The sequence below is a fragment of the Xylella fastidiosa genome (assembly GCF_011801475.1).
In the GTDB taxonomy this organism is placed as follows: Bacteria; Pseudomonadota; Gammaproteobacteria; order Xanthomonadales; family Xanthomonadaceae; genus Xylella; species Xylella fastidiosa.
Genome location: NZ_CP044352.1, coordinates 1612699 through 1631406, shown reverse-complemented (window position 1 = coordinate 1631406; position 18708 = coordinate 1612699). Strand labels below are relative to the sequence as shown.

Here is an 18708-nt window from a genome sequence, read left to right as displayed (position 1 = left end):
CAGCAAGAAAAATCTGCGAAAGCAGGAAGTTCCATCAGCACAGACGCTGCGCTGCTGCTGCGACGCGTAGATCATTTACGGAAAGATTAAATAGACGAATCTTGCTACTGCTTGGTGTACGGTCTACAATGGCGCGCTTAGCGGTTATTCTGGAGTGGAGTCCGATGGCACGTATCACTGTTGAAGATTGCCTGGAAGTTGTTAACAACCGTTTCGAACTGGTCATGATGGCATCCAAACGTGCCCGTCAGCTCGCTAACGGTGTACCGCCGCTCATTGAAAATACCAATAGCGAAGATAAGCCGACCGTAATGGCATTACGTGAAATTGCTGCACGCAAGATCAACAGTAAGATGATCGACGAGATCGAGAAGGCCGAACGCGAGCGGGCTGAGCGTGAAGCTATGGAATGGGCCGCCGCTGAAGTCGTCGCTGACGAAGATATGTCTAAAAGCGACGATTGACCTGTCCGAAAAGGAGTCTCAGATCCCGAAACCGCACAATGTGCGGTTTTCTGTTGGATCGCGATCACATCGCGATCACATAAGGTCACATCACCCAAGTGAACCAAACAGCCTGCTGCAACACAGGCCCCAATCACTTCCCTTCCACCCCTAGCAACGACAACACCTGAGATGCCAATTGTTCAGGCGTTCCTTGGTCGGCACGCAGATGCAGTTCTGGGTGCTGCGGCGGCTCATAAGGGGAATCAATCCCCGTAAAATCGGTGATCAAGCCCGCACGGGCTTTCGCATACAAGCCCTTCACATCGCGCGCCTCAGCCACCGCCAAGGGCACATCAACAAACACTTCTACAAACTCATCAGCAGCGAAGCGCTCGCGGGCCAACTGCCGTTCATCCCTGAACGGAGAAATAAAACTCACCAGCACCACCAAACCAGCATCAACCATCAGTCTGGCGACTTCGGCAACACGGCGAATGTTCTCAACCCTATCTTCTACCGTGAAACTCAAATCACGGTTTAAACCGTGGCGCACGTTATCACCGTCCAAAATAAACGTGTGGTAACCCAAGGCATGCAAACGCTTGTCCACAATGTTTGCAATTGCAGATTTACCAGCACCGGATAGACCGGTGAACCACAGTACCTTGGGTGTCTGCCCCTTGATCCTGGCACGAGCAACATGATCAATATCCAGAGGCTGCCAATGCACATTGCTGGCACAATGCACCCCAGAATCCAACGTCCCGGCACCAACGGTAGCATTGGACTGACGGTCAATGAGAATAAAACTGCCCAGCACACGGTTGCGCGCATACGGTACAAACGCCACAGGCGCATCTAGCGACAGTTGGCAGTAACCCAGCTCATTCAGCTGTAAACGCTGCGCTACTCGCTGTTCCTGTGTATTGACATCAACCCGGTGCTTGATGTCACTCACGCTGGCAGCGACCATCCGCGCGCCCAACTTTAACCAATAACGTCGGCCAGGCAACAACGCAGTATCGTCCATCCACAACACGTAAGCAGTGACTTGATCGGCAACCTCGGGGGGATCATCAGTCGCGGCAATGACATCGCCGCGACTGATGTCAATCTCATCGGCCAGGGTCAAGGTCACCGCCTGGCCGGCAACAGCCTCGTGTACCTCAGTATCACCATTGAAGACACGTACCACACGTGAAACACAGCCCGAAGGCAACACGACGACCCCATCTCCAGAGCGCACGCGACCGGCGGCCAACGTCCCCGTGAAGCCGCGGAACTGAGAATCCGGACGATTAACCCATTGCACCGGCAAGCACATTGCAGCCGCAAGATCGACATCGGCTGGCTCCAACGCTTCCAGATACTCAAGCAAACTGGGGCCGACATACCACAGCATCCTTGCCGAACGCTTGCAAAGATTGTCGCCTTCCAATGCCGACAGCGGAATACACTGCACCTGATTGATACCCAGTTTGGCAGCCAGCGCCAGGTAATCGGAGGCAATCGCTTCAAATGTCTGCTGATCGTAGCCAACCAAGTCCATCTTATTCACCGCTAGCACCACATGGCGGATCCCCAACAACGCAACGATATAACTATGCCTGCGCGTTTGGGTCAACAACCCTTTACGCGCATCAACCAGCACCACCGCTGCATCCGCACTGGAGGCACCGGTGGCCATGTTCCGCGTGTATTGCGCATGTCCAGGACAATCGGCAACGATAAATTTACGTTTCTCAGTATCAAAGTAACGGTAAGCCACATCAATCGTAATACCCTGCTCACGTTCTGCGGCCAAACCATCCAACAACAATGCATAATCAATATGCTCGCCCTGAGTCCCGTAACGCTGACTATCCACCGTAAGATCAGCCAACTGATCTTCAGCCAAGCACTGACTGTCATACAGCAGATGCCCAATCAGCGTGCTTTTACCGTCATCGACACTGCCACATGTGATGAAGCGTAGCAGAGGCTTTATCTCCTGCTGCTTCAAGTAGGCAATCACAGACTGCATCCGTTTGTTGTCGCTATAGGTGACAGTCTCAGGAACCGGCAACGCATCCACACTTGTGCTTGCCTCTGACCAGTCAAACGCGCGTTTCACGTTCACCATCCGAGCAATCATCAGAAATACCCCTCTATCTTTTTGCTTTCCATTGAGGCACCAGGGGCATAATCGATCAGCCGCCCCTGACGCTCCGAAAAGGGAGTCACCAGCATCTCAGCAATGATGTCTTCTAAAGTCGCAGCACGAGACTCAACCGCCCCAGTCAGGGGATAGCAACCCAAGGTACGGAAGCGCACCCAACGCAACTTCGACACTTCGCCCGGATGCAGGGGCAAACGCTCATCGTCAACCAGAATCAACATACCGTCGCGCTCAACCACTGGGCGCGGTGCAGCAAAATATAACGACACCACCGGAATCTGCTCACGATAGATGTACAACCACACATCCAATTCAGTCCAATTAGACAGTGGAAATACCCGCACGCTCTCTCCAGGATGAATACGCGCGTTGTACACATTCCACAATTCAGGACGTTGGTTTTTGGGATCCCATCGATGATGGGCGTTACGAAACGAGAATACACGCTCCTTGGCACGCGACTTTTCTTCATCGCGGCGTGCTCCACCAATCGCCGCATCAAACTGCCCCTGCTCCAACGCCTGCCGCAACCCCTGCGTTTTCATAATGTCCGTATGCACAGCGGCACCGTGAGTGATCGGATTAATCTCCTGCGCCACACCCTCAAGATTAATGTGGACACGCAACTGTACCCCCGTCTCAGCAACACGGCGATCACGAAAGGCAATCATCTCGCGAAACTTCCAACGCGTATCGACATGCAGTAGCGGAATCGGTGGCGGTGCCGGCGCAAACGCCTTAAGTAACAGGTGCAACAGTACTGAACTATCCTTACCCACAGAGTAAAGCAACACCGGATTACGGAATTCCGCCACGACCTCACGCAAGATGTAGATACTTTCAGCCTCAAGCCGATCAAGATGAGAAAAAGAGAAAGAGGATGAATCCATCAGAGGTAGCAACTCTAGAGAATTGGAGTGATGTACACATCGGCGGACAGCGTAGCCAACCGAAAACATGCGCAGTGTGTAGCGAAATTAACCATGTTCTGAAATAAGCACGAAGCATAAGGGGATAACCTTCCTTCCTTTCCGCACCATTTCGCACCTCCCTAACATCTATTCGCTTGCTCCGGCTCATCACAAGCATGACTGCCCCCACCTATTCCCTTACCGCAAGCCCCCTCCCCGAGGACCGTCGCTCCCTGCTCATGGATCTCGTCAAGGGCCTGGACACACCGTCCCTATGGTGGCTATCCGGCTATGTCGCTGGACTGGCACAAAGCCAACTCACATCCACATTAACAGCGGTACAAGAAGAAGATTCAGGGACCCAAGCCAAACAACGCCTCACCGTGCTCTACGGCAGCCAGACCGGCAACGCACAGCGCATTGCTGAACAACTCGCCGCCGAAGCCGAAGCCGCAGGACTGGCAAGGCGCCTAATTAGAGCCGATGACTACACCCCTCGTGAACTAGCTGCAGAACGGCTGCTGTACATCGTCATCAGTACTCAGGGAGAAGGTGATCCACCAGATGACTCCATCGGCTTTGTGGAATTTCTGAATGAGCGACGCGCACCCAAATTACCCGAACTGAAATACGCCGTCCTTGGCCTTGGAGACTCCAGTTACGCTGACTTCTGCGGCATCGCCCGCCGTCTGGACGCACGATTGCAAGCACTCGGTGCACAACGGCTGCAACCATTAGGCGAAGCCGATGTGGATATCGATACAGTCGCCACGCCATGGCTGAAACAAGCGCTGCACCATGCCCGCGAGCAACTTAAAAACGCCACCGCCCCACTGACCAATGTCACACCGTTACGCGGCAATTCAGCTCTCCGTGGATCCAATCAGACGTTCCAAGCTGAACTGTTCAAAAACCAACTGGTCAGCGGACGCGACTTTAAAGGTCCAGCGTTCCGAACACATGGCCAGGCCTCGAAACGGGTCCACCACCTAGAGCTGTCGCTGGAAGGCAGCGGATTACACTACGAACCAGGCGACGCACTGGGCGTACATCACCGTAATCCCAATACGCTTGTAGATGCTGTCCTTACGACACTTAAACTTTCAGCTCACACCGAAGTAACACAAGATAAGGAAACCTTGCCGCTGTCCGAGTGGCTCGCCACCCGACGCGAAGTGACCAGATTGTCGCGACCATTCTTGGCTGCGCATGCCGAACGATCCGGTGCTGAGGAACTGCGCGCGCTACTCACCCCAACCCAGACTGCCGGACTAGCGACGCTACTCAACGATCATCAACTGATCGACGTATTGCGACGCTGGCCGGCGGATTGGGACCATACCGCACTGGTTGCAGCATTACGCCCCCTCACACCACGGCTGTATTCGATTGCTTCCAGCCGCAAGCGTGTCGGCGAGGAAGTCCACATCACGATTGATGAACTGCACTATCAAGCACACGGCCACGAACACATTGGTGCAGCAAGCAGCTTTCTGGCTGGTTTGACAGAAGCAGATACCCTCCCTGTCTACATCCAACCCAATGAGCGCTTCCGTTTACCGGCGGATGCAACACGCGACATCATCATGATTGGCTCTGGAACTGGAGTAGCACCATTCCGCGCTTTCGTCCAAGAACGCGCAGAAAGTGGCGCAACCGGGCGTAACTGGTTGTTCTTCGGCGCACAACACTTCAATTGCGACTTTCTGTATCAGACCGAATGGCAACAAGCCTTACAACGCGGTGAACTGCACGCATTGGATCTTGCATTCTCCCGTGACCACGCTGAAAAAATCTACGTACAGCACCGCTTATTAGCACAGGGGCAAGAGGTGTACACCTGGCTCCAAAATGGCGCATATCTGTATGTCTGCGGCGCAATCAGCATGAGTAAAGACGTCCATACAACACTGCTACAAATCCTCGTCACACATGGCAACCTCACCAAAGAAGCCGCCGCAGAGACGTTGATTGGAATGCAACGCGAAGGACGCTATGCACGTGATGTGTATTAATAGGCGCAACAACAGCCTGACTCGTATCGTGGCCATGCGTCGCTACAATCCCAACGACACATGGCGACCATGTCGCCCCAAACATCCTTGTCCATCCTCCTCCATCCGGGATCGCCTGCACCCATGAGTTCCTCCTCCATTGAAGACATCAAGGGCAAGAGCCACCGCCTGCGGGGGTCTCTGTTGGAGAGTCTCGCAAATCCAACCACCGGGGCGCTCGGCGAAAGCGACCAAACGCTGATTAAGTACCACGGCAGCTACCAGCAGGATGATCGTGATCTACGTGAGGAGCGCCGTCGGCAAAAACTCGAACCTGCTTACCAATTCATGATCCGCACCCGAACACCTGGCGGCGTCATCACGCCGCAGCAGTGGCTGCAGTTGGATGCCATCGCCACGCGCTACGCCAACCACTCATTGCGCGTCACAACACGTCAGGCATTCCAGTTCCACGGAGTCATCAAACGCGAATTGAAAACAACAATGCAGGCAATCAACGCGGCATTGATCGATACACTTGCGGCCTGCGGGGATGTCAATCGCAACGTACAGGTCGCTGCCAATCCATTGCTCTCGCGTGCCCATGCAGACCTTTATACCGACGCAGCGCACCTGTCTGAGCATCTGCTACCCAACACACGCGCTTACTACGAAATTTGGCTGGATGAAAAAAAGGTCGCTGGTGCCGGTGAGGAAGAGGAACCAATCTACGGCCCGCACTATCTACCGCGTAAATTCAAAATCGGTTTTGCCGCACCACCAATCAACGATGTCGATGTATTCGCCAACGACCTGGGGTTTATCGCAGTCATCGTTGACAACACTTTGCTTGGCTATAACGTCACTATCGGCGGCGGAATGGGGACAACGCATGGTGACCCCGACACGTGGCCTCGCGTCGGCAACATCATCGGCTTCATCACCCGCGCCGATCTGATCACAATCAGCACGGCCATCGTGACCACGCAACGCGACTTCGGCAATCGAACGCTACGCAAGCGCGCCCGCTTCAAATACACCATTGATGACCGCGGTCTAGATTGCATCGTCGGCGAGATCCAGCAGCGCGCCGGCATCACACTGCAACCAGCACGACCGTTTGTATTCGAACACAATGGGGACCGTTACGGGTGGATTGAAGGTGAGGACGGGCACTGGCATCTGACCTTATCGCTACCAGCTGGCCGCATCGCCGATACCGAAGGCAGCACGCTGCTGAGTGGCTTCCGAGAAATCGCACAACTTGGCATCGGCGAATTCCGCATGACTCCGAATCAGAATGTCGTGATTGCTGGCATCTCTCCCGGACAGCGCGCCGCAATCGACGCACTGGTCACCCAGTACGGTCTGGATACCGGTAACCGTGCGCCCACAGCCCTCGGACGTCACGCCATGGCGTGTGTCGCACTCCCGACCTGCGGTCTAGCGATGGCCGAAGCAGAACGTTATCTGCCGGACTTCAACGCGAAGCTACAGCCCATCCTGGAAAAATATGGACTTGCTGAAGCACCCATTCTGCTGCGCATTTCCGGGTGTCCAAACGGCTGCTCCCGCCCCTATCTCGCCGAAATTGCGTTGGTCGGTAAAGCCCCTGGACGCTATAACCTCATGCTCGGAGGCGATCAACGCGGCCAGCGCCTCAACACGCTGTATCGGGAAAACATCACCGAAACTGAAATCCTTGCGGCACTAGAACCATTGCTGGGCCGCTATCAACAGAAACGCCTTCCGAGCGAAGGCTTTGGCGATTTTCTACATCGCACCGGCATCATCGCACTTCCCCCATATCCCACCCACCGACACGTGATTTCCTCAACGCTGCAAGCATGACCGTACTTCCCGCCTTACCTCCTCTGGACGATCTGGAAACGCTCAACGTCCACCTAGAAACGCTGAGTGCTGAAAATCGCGTGTGCTGGGCACTGGAGCACGGTCCTGACCACCCTGCACTGTCTTCCAGCTTCGGCGCGCAATCGGCCGTCATGCTGCATCTACTCACCCGGTTTGCACCGGATATTACGGTGATCCTGGTCGACACCGGCTATCTTTTCCCAGAAACCTACCGTTTCGCCGACACGCTGACCGAACGACTCAAGCTCAATCTGAAGGTATACCAGCCGCTGCGTAGCGGCGCTTGGACGGAAGCCCGTCATGGTCGACTATGGGAACAAGGGATCGACGGAATTAATCAATACAACACCCTGCACAAGGTCGAACCGATGCGCAGGGCATTAGAGGAATTGCAAGTCGGCACCTGGTTTACCGGCCTACGTCGCGGACAATCCAGTACCCGTACCCAAACATCAATCGTGCAACGACGTGACGAGCGGTACAAAATCAGTCCAATTGCCGACTGGACCGACCGTGATATCTGGGAATACATGAAACACCATGATCTGCCCTATCACCCGCTTTGGGAACAGGGCTACGTTTCAATCGGTGACATTCACACGACACGCCCCTTGGAACCAGACATGCGCGAGGAGGACACACGCTTCTTCGGATTCAAACGTGAGTGCGGGATTCACGAGAACATCTAAGGCAGGTGTACATACCGCTACAACACTCTCGAGGATATACGGACATAGGCCTTCAGCCTTATTGTGTCTTCTCAAGACTGAATGCGCATGAGCAACAGCAGTCGCTCACCTGCAATCACTCCATGCCCACATTCCAGAACAGGTGCTATCAACACACTTAAACTTGCATAAAGATGTCGATCTTCAGCATCGCCCTCAGCAACAACGGCTATCCCAAAGTCAGATTTCAGGTCAGATAAAGTGCACGGCCGTCACCAGGTGAATAGCCGGAAAAACCGCATATAGGCATGGATGTGATTAAATTCTGAAAATAATTGCGATATTAATCCTATTATTTTTGTGGCGGAAAACTATATATCCATACCCAAACAAGGAATTCATATGAAACTTTCTAAAATTGCACTGCTAATAACCGCCATGACCTCTGGGGGCGTGATGGCGAACGATATTGTGACGCTGAAATTCAGCGACGCCCGTAAAGACGTAAAGGGCATCAAGGCCGTCAACGCGGTGCTGAATCCGATCGGTGTCAATGTCACCACCATTGAAATCCCTGAAGCCGCGAAACCGATCCTCAGGGCATCGGAAAGCCGAGCACTTACCAAAGAAGAGCACGCTTTTCTGATCAAAGAGTTTAACCTGACTCAGGAGCAGCTGCTGGAGCAAATCAAACTTGCAGGACGTACGCCGGCAGTAAAAGGCGGCGGCGTGCTGACAGAGGAAACAGGTTTTGGGCCGTATCCGAAAGTGTATGACATGCTGTCTCTGGATAAAGAAACCCACAAGGGCGTACTGGAAAAATATGGCCGCATGCATGTCAACTCTGCTGAAGATGGCACTGACGTGGATGAAGTGATGACGGTGGTCAGCGGCGGTCCGTTCCGCTGGGGCTTCACCCTGAAAGACGGCTCCATTGCACGCTTCCAGGTAGAAAAAGTTGGACTCAATGACAAGGCTGTGCGCGTGAGCTATCACGGTCTCGGCATGCACGCCGGCATCATGGATGCAAAACAGGGTCTGATTGTTGCCTTCGTCCACGGTCCGCAGGAGTTCACCATGCGCTATAAGGCGAACGTGCCACTGCCGCATGCGAAACTGCTGGGCACCAATCCGTGGATCGATTTCAGCGGTAACTACCCGGTCGTGCTCGATAAAGTGAAACACTAATTTATGGTCATAGCAGGGTAATGCACTTCATTCTGCCCTTTTCCCTTCAATATCATACTATTAGCTTGCTTCAGCCATTGCGTAGGGTAGTGAATGAATAATCAGCACACTGAATAACCACAGGGTTATTAGAGAGTATTTTTGGTAATACTATGCTGCTTCCTCAGATACTAATTGCGAAGCGGAAGCGTAATATTTCATTTCGGCTTCGGCTGTAACCAAATCGCCCAATCAGACTTATGTTGTTGTACCATTCAACCCGCTACAGCGTAGCCAACTCCACTTTCGTCCAATTTTTCCAGCTCCGGCGGTGGATAACCTCAGTTTTGTACAACCTGTTGATACTCTCTGCCATCACATTATCTTAGGCGGCACTGGTAGTGCCGACTGACGCCAGGATTGAAGGCAGCCCCTGCTGAGTGGCTTCCGAGAAATCGCACAACTTGGCATTGGCGAATTCCGCATGACACCAAACAGGTGTACATACCGCTACAACACTCTGGAGGATATACGGACATAGGCCTTCAGCCTTATTACATCTTCTCAAGACTGAATGCGCATCAGCAACAGCAGTCGCTCACCTGCAATCACTCCATGGGCCACATTCCAGAACAGGTGCTATCAACACACTTAAACTTGCATAAAAAATGTCGATCTTCAGCGTCGCCCTCAGCAACGACGGCTATCAAAAGGTCAGATTCCAGGTCAGATAAAGTGCACGGCCGTCACCAGGTGAATAGCCGGAAAGACCGCTGTCATACCAGGCATAGACGTAGAAACGATTGGTCACATTATTCAGTTGCAATGTCAATTCACTCTTGTTCGAAAGCAACCAAGTGGCACTAAGATTGCTAAGAAAATAACGGCCATAACGTCCCAGTGTGTTAGTGCGCTCAACATAATAGTTTCCCTGACCATTCCCCCAAGCACTGAGCTTGAGCTTGGGTAGCACCTGCCACTCCGCTCCAACATTGGTAAGCCAACGCGGCACATTTTCGATCTGTTTACCACGCGTGGCAGGCACACTCGGATCTGGAATAGCAATCTCAGCTTCCTGACGGGAATAGCCCAGCCATACACGCCACTGCTCGTCCGGCTGCAAGTTAAGCTGCGCATCCCAGCCGTTGCGTAACGTCTTGCCAAGATTACCAACCTCGTTAATGGCAATAGCGCCATTCGTACCTAAGAGAGTGGCCACCTCACCGGAAGCACGCTGCTGCCAGTACACCAAGCGCGCATTAGCCCAAGACCACGGCTTGAAAGTCAATCCAGTTTCCCAACCATCATTCATCGACGGCGCCAGATCATCAGCTTGAGTGCGATAGGCACCATTACCACTACCAATCTGGAAAGTACGCCCCCAGTTGGCATAGACAGTCACATCCTGACTCACGTCATAAGACACACTGAACTTCGGCTGTTGGATCGTGCCGTATCGGTACACCGGATAGCGCAGCCCACTAGCGATGTCAATAAACCGACCATCAATACGATCGACACGGTAGGCTGAAACCAACTTCAGGGAATCGTTGACGCGGATCATTGATTGTAAATAAGCGCCGTACGTATCCAGATCGAAATCCCAGTCACGCAGCACAGTGCCGCGCTGACCATCCAACATGCGATAGCGACGTGACACGTTGCTCTGCCATTGCGCATCAACACCGCCTTCAATGGAAAATTCATACGCCCAATCTACCGAAGGTCGCCAGATCGCATTGGTCAACACGCCACGATGGGTTTCATCGGTGTAGCGCTCCTGACGTGCGCTGGCAGCAGTGAACTTCACCACACGATCATTGGTATAGCGGTTGATATAAGACTTAGCAGTCCAATGGAATGCTTCACTCATCCTCCCATCCAAGTGCAAAGCAGTCTGTACGGTTTGGCGTTGGCTGTGGTCCTGTCCAGAATACGCTGGCGAACTACGCGGATCGGCGACAGCAGCATCATAAGTCAGGTATCCGGGCTCCTGAGCATCATTATGAAAGTAGCGCACACTCAAACCAGCACGCCACGCATCTCTAGGATCGGCATATCCCCATTTGCCAGAGACAGCACGTTTGATTGCACGCGCATGATCCCGGTATCCATCCGAATCAAGCCAACTTACAACGTAGTTCTGACTCCACGCGGCACGCTCAATGCCTTTGACCCACTGAATCTTGCGAGTGCCGAAGTCACCGGTAGTCACACTGAGCAAACCATCGTTGCCACCACTGCGGGTAATCACGTCGACATGGCCTGCGATCGCGTTGAGGCCATAGCGCGGATCATTCGTACCACGCACAATCTCAATCGCGCTCATCCCCAAAGGGGAGATCGCATCAAGGTAAGGCATCCCCCCCGCATTGTCGTTACTGGGGATACCATCAATGAGCAATTTAATCGCGTTAATACGGCCTTCGCCATTGAATCCCCTGAAGGAGATACGACCAGACTCAGTACCCATTTTAAACTGCGTCACCTGCACACCCTGTGCGCGCATGAATACTTCCCAGGTGTAATCGACATGCTGGCCTTGCAGCAGGTCATCGCTCAGGACATCGACAGAACCAAGCTTGCTATCCACTAACGTGGCGCCGTCATGAGTCCCCTCAACTTGAATTTTACCGAGGCTCAACGGTAGAGAATGATCCGTACTGGTAGTAACAGCAGTGGCATCAACGCCGAAAACGACACTACATAAAATAAGACTAAACAGCGACGCCGAGAAAAAGAAGCGGAATGACGGCATGAAAGAGATGCTCCAACCAGATCCGAACAGGGATAACAATAAAAAACCAATCACTAACAACGTACGTTAGCAGTCTAGTAACAGATGAAAATTTGGGTTCATCGCAATGTGTCAAAACAAACAAACTCTCAGCAGCCATAACACCCCAAAAACCCTGACCTTAAATCTTGAGATACAGATAACAGTCACGACAATCTGCCAATACATAACACGCCTATCGTAACTAAGAACACGCCAGAAAACGTTGTAGAGCCTGCCTATCAACGCCCCCTAAAGGGACTCAATCTATTTTTGAAAAAAGGACCATGAAGGAGATCGCACTACTCACAACTCACACCCTAGAACAGGTCGCCACAACAACTCTTTTAAGCTACCAATGTACTTAAGAACCTGGATTCCCACCTCAAACAAGAAGCAAGATAAGATGATCCAATTTGCCCCTTCAAAGCGAAGGCTGAGCACCAATACTCACTCGACGCAACAGAAAATACGCTACCCTTCTAGGGTTCATCCTCAATCGACAGCATTGCTATGTCTGTATTCCGTACGCTGACCGTTCTCTCCCTATTGCTACTTAGCAATTACGCCAGAGCAGATGGACACTGGGTCAATCTCGGTGGTCAACGCTACCAGGTGGAGCTAGCACAAACTGAAGAAAGCCGCGCGCTCGGGCTGATGTTTCGAACAAAAATGGCAGCAGATCACGGCATGTTGTTCATCCACGACCGTCAAGAACCTCAAGCATATTGGATGAAAAATACCAAGATCGCGTTGGACATCTTGTATTTCGATGAACAAGGAAAACTGGTAAGCCAGCAACGTAACGTGCCGCCGTGCCCAGCAGGTGAAGCGTGCCCACCCTACCCAAGTAATGCACCGGTACGCTACGTACTGGAACTCAACGCTGGTCAGGCTGCACGCCTTGATCTGAAAGATGGTACCCAACTGGTATTCGGACCAGGCATTCCCAAACTCTGATTAATCGGTTTTGCCATTGGCCATAGATCGGCAGGCCCCTTTCAGAAAACGTTGGGCTTGAATAAAGAGACACTTGGCACCACCCTGTGTTTCATGGTCGAACAACTGCTACTACCCCTCTGGAACAACCTCGCCACTGTCGACGATGAAACGCTGCCATTGATGTCGACAGCGTTACTGATCGCTCGTGACGAATATCCAGACCTGGACGCTAACCTCTACGACACGCTGGTACAAAGCTATGTCGAATACCTCCGCTCAGAAGTGGAAGAGATTTCTCTGTGGCCACTGAAGATGGCCGCAGTAAACCGTTACTTGTTCCAAAAATTAGGATATTCAGGAAACCACGACGAGTATTACGATCCACGCAACAGCTACCTCAATCAGGTATTTGAGCGCCGTCTTGGCAATCCAATCTCCCTGGCAGTCATACAAATAGAGGTAGCACGACGCCTTGGTATTCCTCTAGACGGTGTATCATTCCCTGGGCATTTCTTGGTCCGGCTGCCTGTCGACGACGGCATACTCGTCATGGATCCATTCAACGGCGGCCGACCATTAGACGCAGAAGAGTTACGGGAGCGCGCCCGCCCACATCTAGGTGGTGAAGCGCCAGATGATCGCGCATTAGCTCAAATCCTCAATCCCGCACCACACCGCACAATCCTCGTTCGTATCCTACGCAACCTACACAGTGTGTACGCTAACACTGACCGCTGGGATCGCGCAGCACGCTGCGCTGATCGCATCCTCAAACTGGTGCCGAACCAACCTGAAGCACTCCGCGACCGCGGCTTAGCATATCTGCAACTTGGACATCGCAGCGGTGCACTGAACGACTTGAAGCGCTACCTGCAGCTCTACCCATCCACACACAACGTCGACATGGTGCGTGGCCATCTAGTAGATCTAAGCAATGAACGCATCCAAACGCATTGAAACTGATACGTTAAACGACTATGCGACTATGCGTATGGTTAAGATAAGTAATCCTGACTTTCAACAATAAAAACTCCAAACGCACAGAAACGTGCATCAAGAAAGTCAAACAAATCAATTAGGCAATTAGCTGAACTACCAAGCTGGCCTTTTCGCTTACGCCCGTTGCACATGGAATGCACCGGGAATAGTCAAGGCATAGAAACCTCATAAACTTGATTCTGCTTGCACCTTAAAACAGGTAATGACCCTAAGGTCGAATACAAGTCGCACAGCATTGAGGTCATGCCAGCTAAAACAACGGCAATGATTCTAGAGCATGCAAACACAAGCAATAAAATGGATATCGACACTGAAACAAAAACACCTGACAGGACTTTATTGACCCAAAGCGTTAGATAAAGCAATTGTCAACTACACCCTCCAACAGCGCGCACACCACTCATTACGATGCTTCCTTATTGCAACAAGAGCCAAATCAATTCATTTCATGGCCAGAAACATCAAAACACTCAATGTAAGGAAGAGTATAAAATAATAGAACATACACTCACGCTCATTAAATTCCCCGTATAACCACATCGTTTACCCTTGCTATAAATTCAATATTATAAATTTATTTAATATTCATTCATAAAAAATGAAAAATTCTTATAAGAAAAACGTTTCTCAAGATAAAAATATTATATTGAAACGACCATAGACAATCTATATTTGCAAAAAGATGATATGCCACACTCCCTATAACATCATCTTGTAATAATGTTCATAAAAAGCTGATTGTGAGCGTCGGTATATACATTTCGCGCCATACCAGAAAAGAAGCCCAACGAGAAAAAAGAGGCAACATAGATTCAAACATTCACAAAAAATAATGAAGAGAAATATATGAAATCTCAAGAAACTATCGAACACATTGATGATAGCCTGAGCAGTAGAATTCATAGCATGATCAATAACCTGATCACCTATCAAAACCCATTTCACGCCTAAGCAGAATCCTCCGATCTAAATAGTGCTGCAAAGATGACCACCAATCACGTCTACAGCACGAGATTGCCACAAGCGAAGATAAGAATACCTGTAGCGTTTACAGAACGATATAGAAAATAGTTACCATTTCCAGTCTGGATTGATGACACCTCATATAAGTCATTCTTTAGAAAAAATTTAAAAACCCTTTAAGGACACCAACTCAAACCATAAAACGACGGCAATCATAAAAAATGAAAAAACTATCCAGCGCTTACAGGTTGCATCAGTACCTAGATATATCTTCTTTGCAAAGCTTATTATATAAAGCCTGTTTCAACCCTGAAATGCAGGAAACCTCTCATTCGGATGATTGGATTTCCATTCCTTGTAAGCAGCGGTACCTTCCCATGCAGCAAATGAACTCGGGAGACGCCCGCGACCAGTCCAAGTTTCACCACTGTGGGGTAAGCAATATTTAGGCACAACCACACGACGCGCGTCAGCAGACAAAGCCTTCCTAGTCTTAGGCCTTTCATCATTTACCATGATTAAAGCAGCAATTTCTGCTTTTTGCTTGCCATTGAAGTGCTTACCAAAATCATTCAAAAGAGCAATCACACGGCTAAACATTTCAGCTGCTTGCTGCTGGAGTAAATGCACTTCCTGTTCCTCAAGCCTGCGCAGTTCTTCTGTCAATTTTACCTTGGCTTCAGCAATGGCATCCAGATTCAAAACATTGTTGTCAATCATGAAATTCTATCTTTATATGGAGGATGTATAACGGATACTTCTAAGTATACATTGTTAACTGTTTGTGGATATCAAGCAATACTCTATTTGTTGATAAAGAACCCCAATTTTGAACCATACCCATAGATACAAAGTTAACCGCCCCAACTTTCCTGAAGCTATATTGCTTTAAGTTGAGAGATTCTCTGTTCAACAAAGCCTACTACAATGGTAATTCTGTTTCACCTTATGACACTTCCAACCAGTCTCCTCGTTTTAGTACGAGTCATCAATTCAACCAAACTAACGTTAAGCACCTTGCAATGGACTGGAGGAAATTATGGCTCCTCTTAATACCCAACCTTAATAAAGAAAGTACCTGCTATGATCAATTCCAGAAGCCCCTCCTTCATACAGCCACCACACGTGGTGAATGTCCGCCAACATAAAGTAAAACTCACCCGTTGGCTCAAGAAACCACTCGCAACATGAATCTCTGCAGTTGCACTACCACTGCGCCCCTTCTTTCAGTCCAGCATTACCCTTAAATCAGATCATCAACCCAACATTATTTTAGCTTTTTGGAAACACGGCAAAACAGAGATTGATATACCTAAACAGCAATATGACATCGTCTATGAAAAAGTGGAGAAAAAACTAAACGAAGCATTCCAGCCAGCTACCGCAACAAAATAATGCCACTAATAGAGCACTACTTAAGCTTTCAATAAATCATGAATTATACGTTATAAGCTCTCAAACAATATTATAACCATTTATAAAATGGTTCATACACAAAAAAGAGTGACTGAAATCAATTTTCAATTTATTCTGATGATATACATCAGGAAAGACAGTTAGTTCAACAATTTCCTTCTTATATATTACATAAATAAAATTAAATTGGAACGATCTCAACAAACATCATATTTTTAGTAGTTAAAGATCAATTGAAACTGAAAATATGTAAAAAAGACCTGAAAACTAATACCTTCAGAAGGATATATGGGATTAAATATCCTTCTGTGTACAACATATCCAGTAGCCAGTGCCCCCCAAATCCAGATCGCTTCCACTCATCCATACACAGCTTCATCCATCGGTACATACTGTGCACCAATTGTCGAAGCACATCGAAAAATCACACTATCTACAGCTCTGCTCAGCAGCATGCAAGATGGAATTGAGCACTTGCAGATACTATAGGGACACCAATCGCCAGTAGTCGTGTTACTGCATTCTCGCGCTGCAAACCGAAGCAATCCCATCTAAAAGCAATCACGTACGCCTTCCAGTGGCTGCCAAGCCAGTGGTTGAACATCCACCCATCTCGAACCGTCTGAATTGTCTAAAAAGTGTGGTGATTCGCTTGCCGCATGCTTGGATTAATAAGTAATAAGAGTTGCAACGTGCAGCAACGTTAGGTACACCACCAAGCCGCACCCATCGGAATAAATGAAAAAAACAGGTATCACGACATCGCACTCACAACAATTCGAAGATGATCGAAGATTTGTGGTTTCATATGAAATCGGAATCAAGGCCTAACGCAGCATGAGCGAATCCAATACCGCATCTCATACGATCCATATCAACCTGGAACAATTCTTGCCGTTCCGTATGAGCATGCTATCCAAACACATCAACGATAACATTGCCAAAATTTACGAGCACCGATACAACATTGCTGCCACAGAATGGCAAGTCATTACGATCTTGGCACTGTATCCTGGTTCTTCAGCAAGTAAAGTCTCTGAGCACAGCGCAATGGACAAAGTGGCAGTAAGCCGCGCAGTAGCGCGCCTACTGAAGCACCACTTCATCCAACGTGAAACTCATGGGGATGACCGACGTCGTTCGATGCTGACTCTCTCTCCCATTGGCCACCAAGTCTATGAAACTGTAGCGCCATTGATTAATGATATGAAAAACAGACTCATGTCGGTTCTTTCCGAAAAGGAGCGCCAACTGCTAGAGCACCTGATTGATCGGCTGATAAAAGAAGGGTTACCGCGAATGATATTACAAGACTAGAATTTAATAACATCTCATCATTTTCTCAGTGATAAATATCCAGTCATTTATGAAAACTGAAACTGATATTTACACAAATTTCCAACTCACTTGAAATTGACCTGAAACATACCATTGCAACCAGCAATCGCTGAATCTTTTCAACAACGCAAAAAAGTACTCATACATCCCCATCACACATAATTTCTTGATAAGACTGGATTTGGCTGTATCTTTCAGATCCCACCACAGGTGGATGCGTTTGTAAAAGAATCTAAAAAAATGGAGGGCGCCTCTCAATTCTTTGAAGGCACGGATTGGCGCAAGAACGCAAAAAATCTCCTACGATCATAACTGTGACCTTTCTCAAAATCAGCAGTAAACCGAGAACTCAGTAATTTGGCATCGGCATCAAGCACGAACAAGTGAGGGTAATTCTTCACTTTCGGGAAGCGCGCCAGAAACACCTCATTTTTATTTTCATCGCTAACATTAACCTTCATCCAAATAAAATGAGCGTCACGGAAACTTCGTATCTCAGCATCACCATTAATAAACTCATCCATAACACGGCACCAGGAACACCTCTTGCTCCCAATACTCAATATGATCTGCTTACCACCACGTTTCGCTTCAACCTTCGCTGTCGCCAAATCTGCGACTGGATCACGGCCCGGATCAAACTCAGCATTCAGAGCCGCAACAGCAGCGATGTCCGCTGCCGTCGGTGTATTTCCAGAAGTCACTGGTTGAGTCGGATCAGCCACTGAAAGCTTATGCATCGTAGTATCCACAGGACGAGGCATCACCGAATCTGGTAACGATACTTGACAAGCAGCGATGAGAATCATAAATGTGATAATAAAGATTCTTAATACAGAACCTAACAAAATTGCGTTCATCCTCGTCATCCACATCACATCCGTCTCATCATTCATGATCCAATAGATTTTAAAACAGGCCGTTCCAAAGTAACTCTTTAGAGCAGGTGAAGATGAGATTCCGTTTAAATAGTCCAGAAACTTTAGAATGGCTCACGGAATCAAGCATCATTTCTAAAAATCACTATTCATCCCTTTATAGGAAAATTACAAAAAGCA

The 18708-nt window shown here is 49.5% G+C and carries 13 protein-coding genes and 1 pseudogene; 8 read left to right on the top strand and 6 right to left on the bottom strand.

Going from position 1 to position 18708, the window contains the following annotated elements; genetic code table 11:
* Positions 1-164 precede the first annotated feature (164 nt).
* Positions 165-464: a DNA-directed RNA polymerase subunit omega gene (rpoZ, locus tag F7G16_RS07315; protein ID WP_004089002.1), complete on the top strand. Its 300-nt coding sequence runs from the start codon at positions 165-167 to the stop codon at positions 462-464.
* A 133-nt stretch (positions 465-597) separates the two neighbouring features.
* On the opposite strand, the gene cysN is transcribed toward rpoZ, so the two are convergent.
* Both cysN and cysD read right to left on the bottom strand, forming a co-directional pair.
* On the bottom strand, positions 598-2580 hold the full coding sequence (gene cysN, locus F7G16_RS07310) for a sulfate adenylyltransferase subunit CysN (RefSeq protein WP_004089004.1): 1983 nt from the start codon (positions 2578-2580) through the stop codon (positions 598-600).
* Positions 2580-3494 carry a sulfate adenylyltransferase subunit CysD gene (gene cysD / locus F7G16_RS07305; RefSeq protein WP_011097755.1) on the bottom strand — a complete coding sequence of 305 codons (915 nt, stop codon included), beginning with the start codon at positions 3492-3494 and terminating at the stop codon, positions 2580-2582. The genes cysN and cysD overlap by 1 nt, the downstream gene beginning before the upstream one ends.
* Positions 3495-3691: 197 nt before the next feature.
* On the opposite strand from cysD, the gene F7G16_RS07300 reads away from it, so the two are divergent.
* The 4 genes from F7G16_RS07300 to F7G16_RS07285 all read left to right on the top strand — a co-directional run bounded on the left by F7G16_RS07300 (position 3692) and on the right by F7G16_RS07285 (position 9237).
* Complete coding sequence (locus tag F7G16_RS07300; protein WP_004089012.1) at positions 3692-5530, top strand: assimilatory sulfite reductase (NADPH) flavoprotein subunit; 1839 nt, start codon at positions 3692-3694, stop codon at positions 5528-5530.
* A gap of 123 nt (positions 5531-5653) precedes the next feature.
* Positions 5654-7360: an assimilatory sulfite reductase (NADPH) hemoprotein subunit gene (gene cysI, locus F7G16_RS07295; protein WP_004089014.1), complete on the top strand. Its 1707-nt coding sequence runs from the start codon at positions 5654-5656 to the stop codon at positions 7358-7360.
* The gene (locus F7G16_RS07290; RefSeq protein ID WP_004089016.1) at positions 7357-8070 is read left to right on the top strand and encodes a phosphoadenylyl-sulfate reductase; all 714 of its coding nucleotides are present in this window, start codon (positions 7357-7359) and stop codon (positions 8068-8070) included. The genes cysI and F7G16_RS07290 overlap by 4 nt, the downstream gene beginning before the upstream one ends.
* A 381-nt stretch (positions 8071-8451) precedes the next feature.
* Positions 8452-9237, top strand: coding sequence for a hypothetical protein (locus tag F7G16_RS07285; RefSeq protein ID WP_004089018.1), 786 nt, complete (start codon positions 8452-8454; stop codon positions 9235-9237).
* Between the two features lie 150 nt (positions 9238-9387).
* On the opposite strand, the pseudogene F7G16_RS12210 reads toward F7G16_RS07285, so the two are convergent.
* Both F7G16_RS12210 and F7G16_RS07280 read right to left on the bottom strand, forming a co-directional pair.
* A pseudogene (locus F7G16_RS12210) lies at positions 9388-9601 on the bottom strand (IS3 family transposase); the annotation flags it as partial.
* Between the two features lie 321 nt (positions 9602-9922).
* Complete coding sequence (locus F7G16_RS07280) at positions 9923-11974, bottom strand: TonB-dependent receptor (protein WP_004089020.1); 2052 nt, start codon at positions 11972-11974, stop codon at positions 9923-9925.
* A 531-nt stretch (positions 11975-12505) separates the two neighbouring features.
* Between F7G16_RS07280 and F7G16_RS07275 the strand changes: the two genes are divergently transcribed.
* Complete coding sequence (locus F7G16_RS07275; RefSeq protein ID WP_004089022.1) at positions 12506-12952, top strand: DUF192 domain-containing protein; 447 nt, start codon at positions 12506-12508, stop codon at positions 12950-12952.
* Between the two features lie 93 nt (positions 12953-13045).
* A complete protein-coding gene (locus F7G16_RS07270; protein ID WP_004089024.1) occupies positions 13046-13891 on the top strand; it encodes a SirB1 family protein in 846 nt (281 codons plus the stop codon).
* Between the two features lie 1308 nt (positions 13892-15199).
* Here F7G16_RS07270 and F7G16_RS07265 read toward each other — a convergent pair.
* Entirely contained in the window at positions 15200-15616 is a 417-nt protein-coding gene (locus tag F7G16_RS07265) for an H-NS histone family protein (protein ID WP_004089025.1), read from the bottom strand.
* Positions 15617-17149: 1533 nt separating this feature from the next.
* Here F7G16_RS07265 and F7G16_RS07260 point away from each other — a divergent pair.
* Positions 17150-17629, top strand: coding sequence for a MarR family winged helix-turn-helix transcriptional regulator (locus F7G16_RS07260; RefSeq protein WP_004089027.1), 480 nt, complete (start codon positions 17150-17152; stop codon positions 17627-17629).
* A 275-nt stretch (positions 17630-17904) separates the two neighbouring features.
* Here F7G16_RS07260 and F7G16_RS07255 read toward each other — a convergent pair whose 3' ends face one another.
* The gene (locus F7G16_RS07255) at positions 17905-18519 is read right to left on the bottom strand and encodes a DUF255 domain-containing protein (protein ID WP_012382528.1); all 615 of its coding nucleotides are present in this window, start codon (positions 18517-18519) and stop codon (positions 17905-17907) included.
* Between the last annotated feature and the right edge of the window lie 189 nt (positions 18520-18708).

Bases quoted from the DNA above. Each gene is read 5' to 3' on its own strand.
- F7G16_RS07255 (WP_012382528.1), bottom strand. From the start codon at position 18,519: ATGACGAGGATGAACGCAATTTTGTTAGGTTCTGTATTAAGAATCTTT.
- cysD (WP_011097755.1), bottom strand. From the start codon at position 3,494: ATGGATTCATCCTCTTTCTCTTTTTCTCATCTTGATCGGCTTGAGGCT.
- rpoZ (WP_004089002.1), top strand. From the start codon at position 165: ATGGCACGTATCACTGTTGAAGATTGCCTGGAAGTTGTTAACAACCGT.
- F7G16_RS07300 (WP_004089012.1), top strand. From the start codon at position 3,692: ATGACTGCCCCCACCTATTCCCTTACCGCAAGCCCCCTCCCCGAGGAC.
- F7G16_RS07260 (WP_004089027.1), top strand. From the start codon at position 17,150: ATGAGCGAATCCAATACCGCATCTCATACGATCCATATCAACCTGGAA.
- F7G16_RS07265 (WP_004089025.1), bottom strand. From the start codon at position 15,616: ATGATTGACAACAATGTTTTGAATCTGGATGCCATTGCTGAAGCCAAG.
- F7G16_RS07285 (WP_004089018.1), top strand. From the start codon at position 8,452: ATGAAACTTTCTAAAATTGCACTGCTAATAACCGCCATGACCTCTGGG.
- cysN (WP_004089004.1), bottom strand. From the start codon at position 2,580: ATGATTGCTCGGATGGTGAACGTGAAACGCGCGTTTGACTGGTCAGAG.
- cysI (WP_004089014.1), top strand. From the start codon at position 5,654: ATGAGTTCCTCCTCCATTGAAGACATCAAGGGCAAGAGCCACCGCCTG.
- F7G16_RS07275 (WP_004089022.1), top strand. From the start codon at position 12,506: ATGTCTGTATTCCGTACGCTGACCGTTCTCTCCCTATTGCTACTTAGC.
- F7G16_RS07280 (WP_004089020.1), bottom strand. From the start codon at position 11,974: ATGCCGTCATTCCGCTTCTTTTTCTCGGCGTCGCTGTTTAGTCTTATT.
- F7G16_RS07270 (WP_004089024.1), top strand. From the start codon at position 13,046: ATGGTCGAACAACTGCTACTACCCCTCTGGAACAACCTCGCCACTGTC.
- F7G16_RS07290 (WP_004089016.1), top strand. From the start codon at position 7,357: ATGACCGTACTTCCCGCCTTACCTCCTCTGGACGATCTGGAAACGCTC.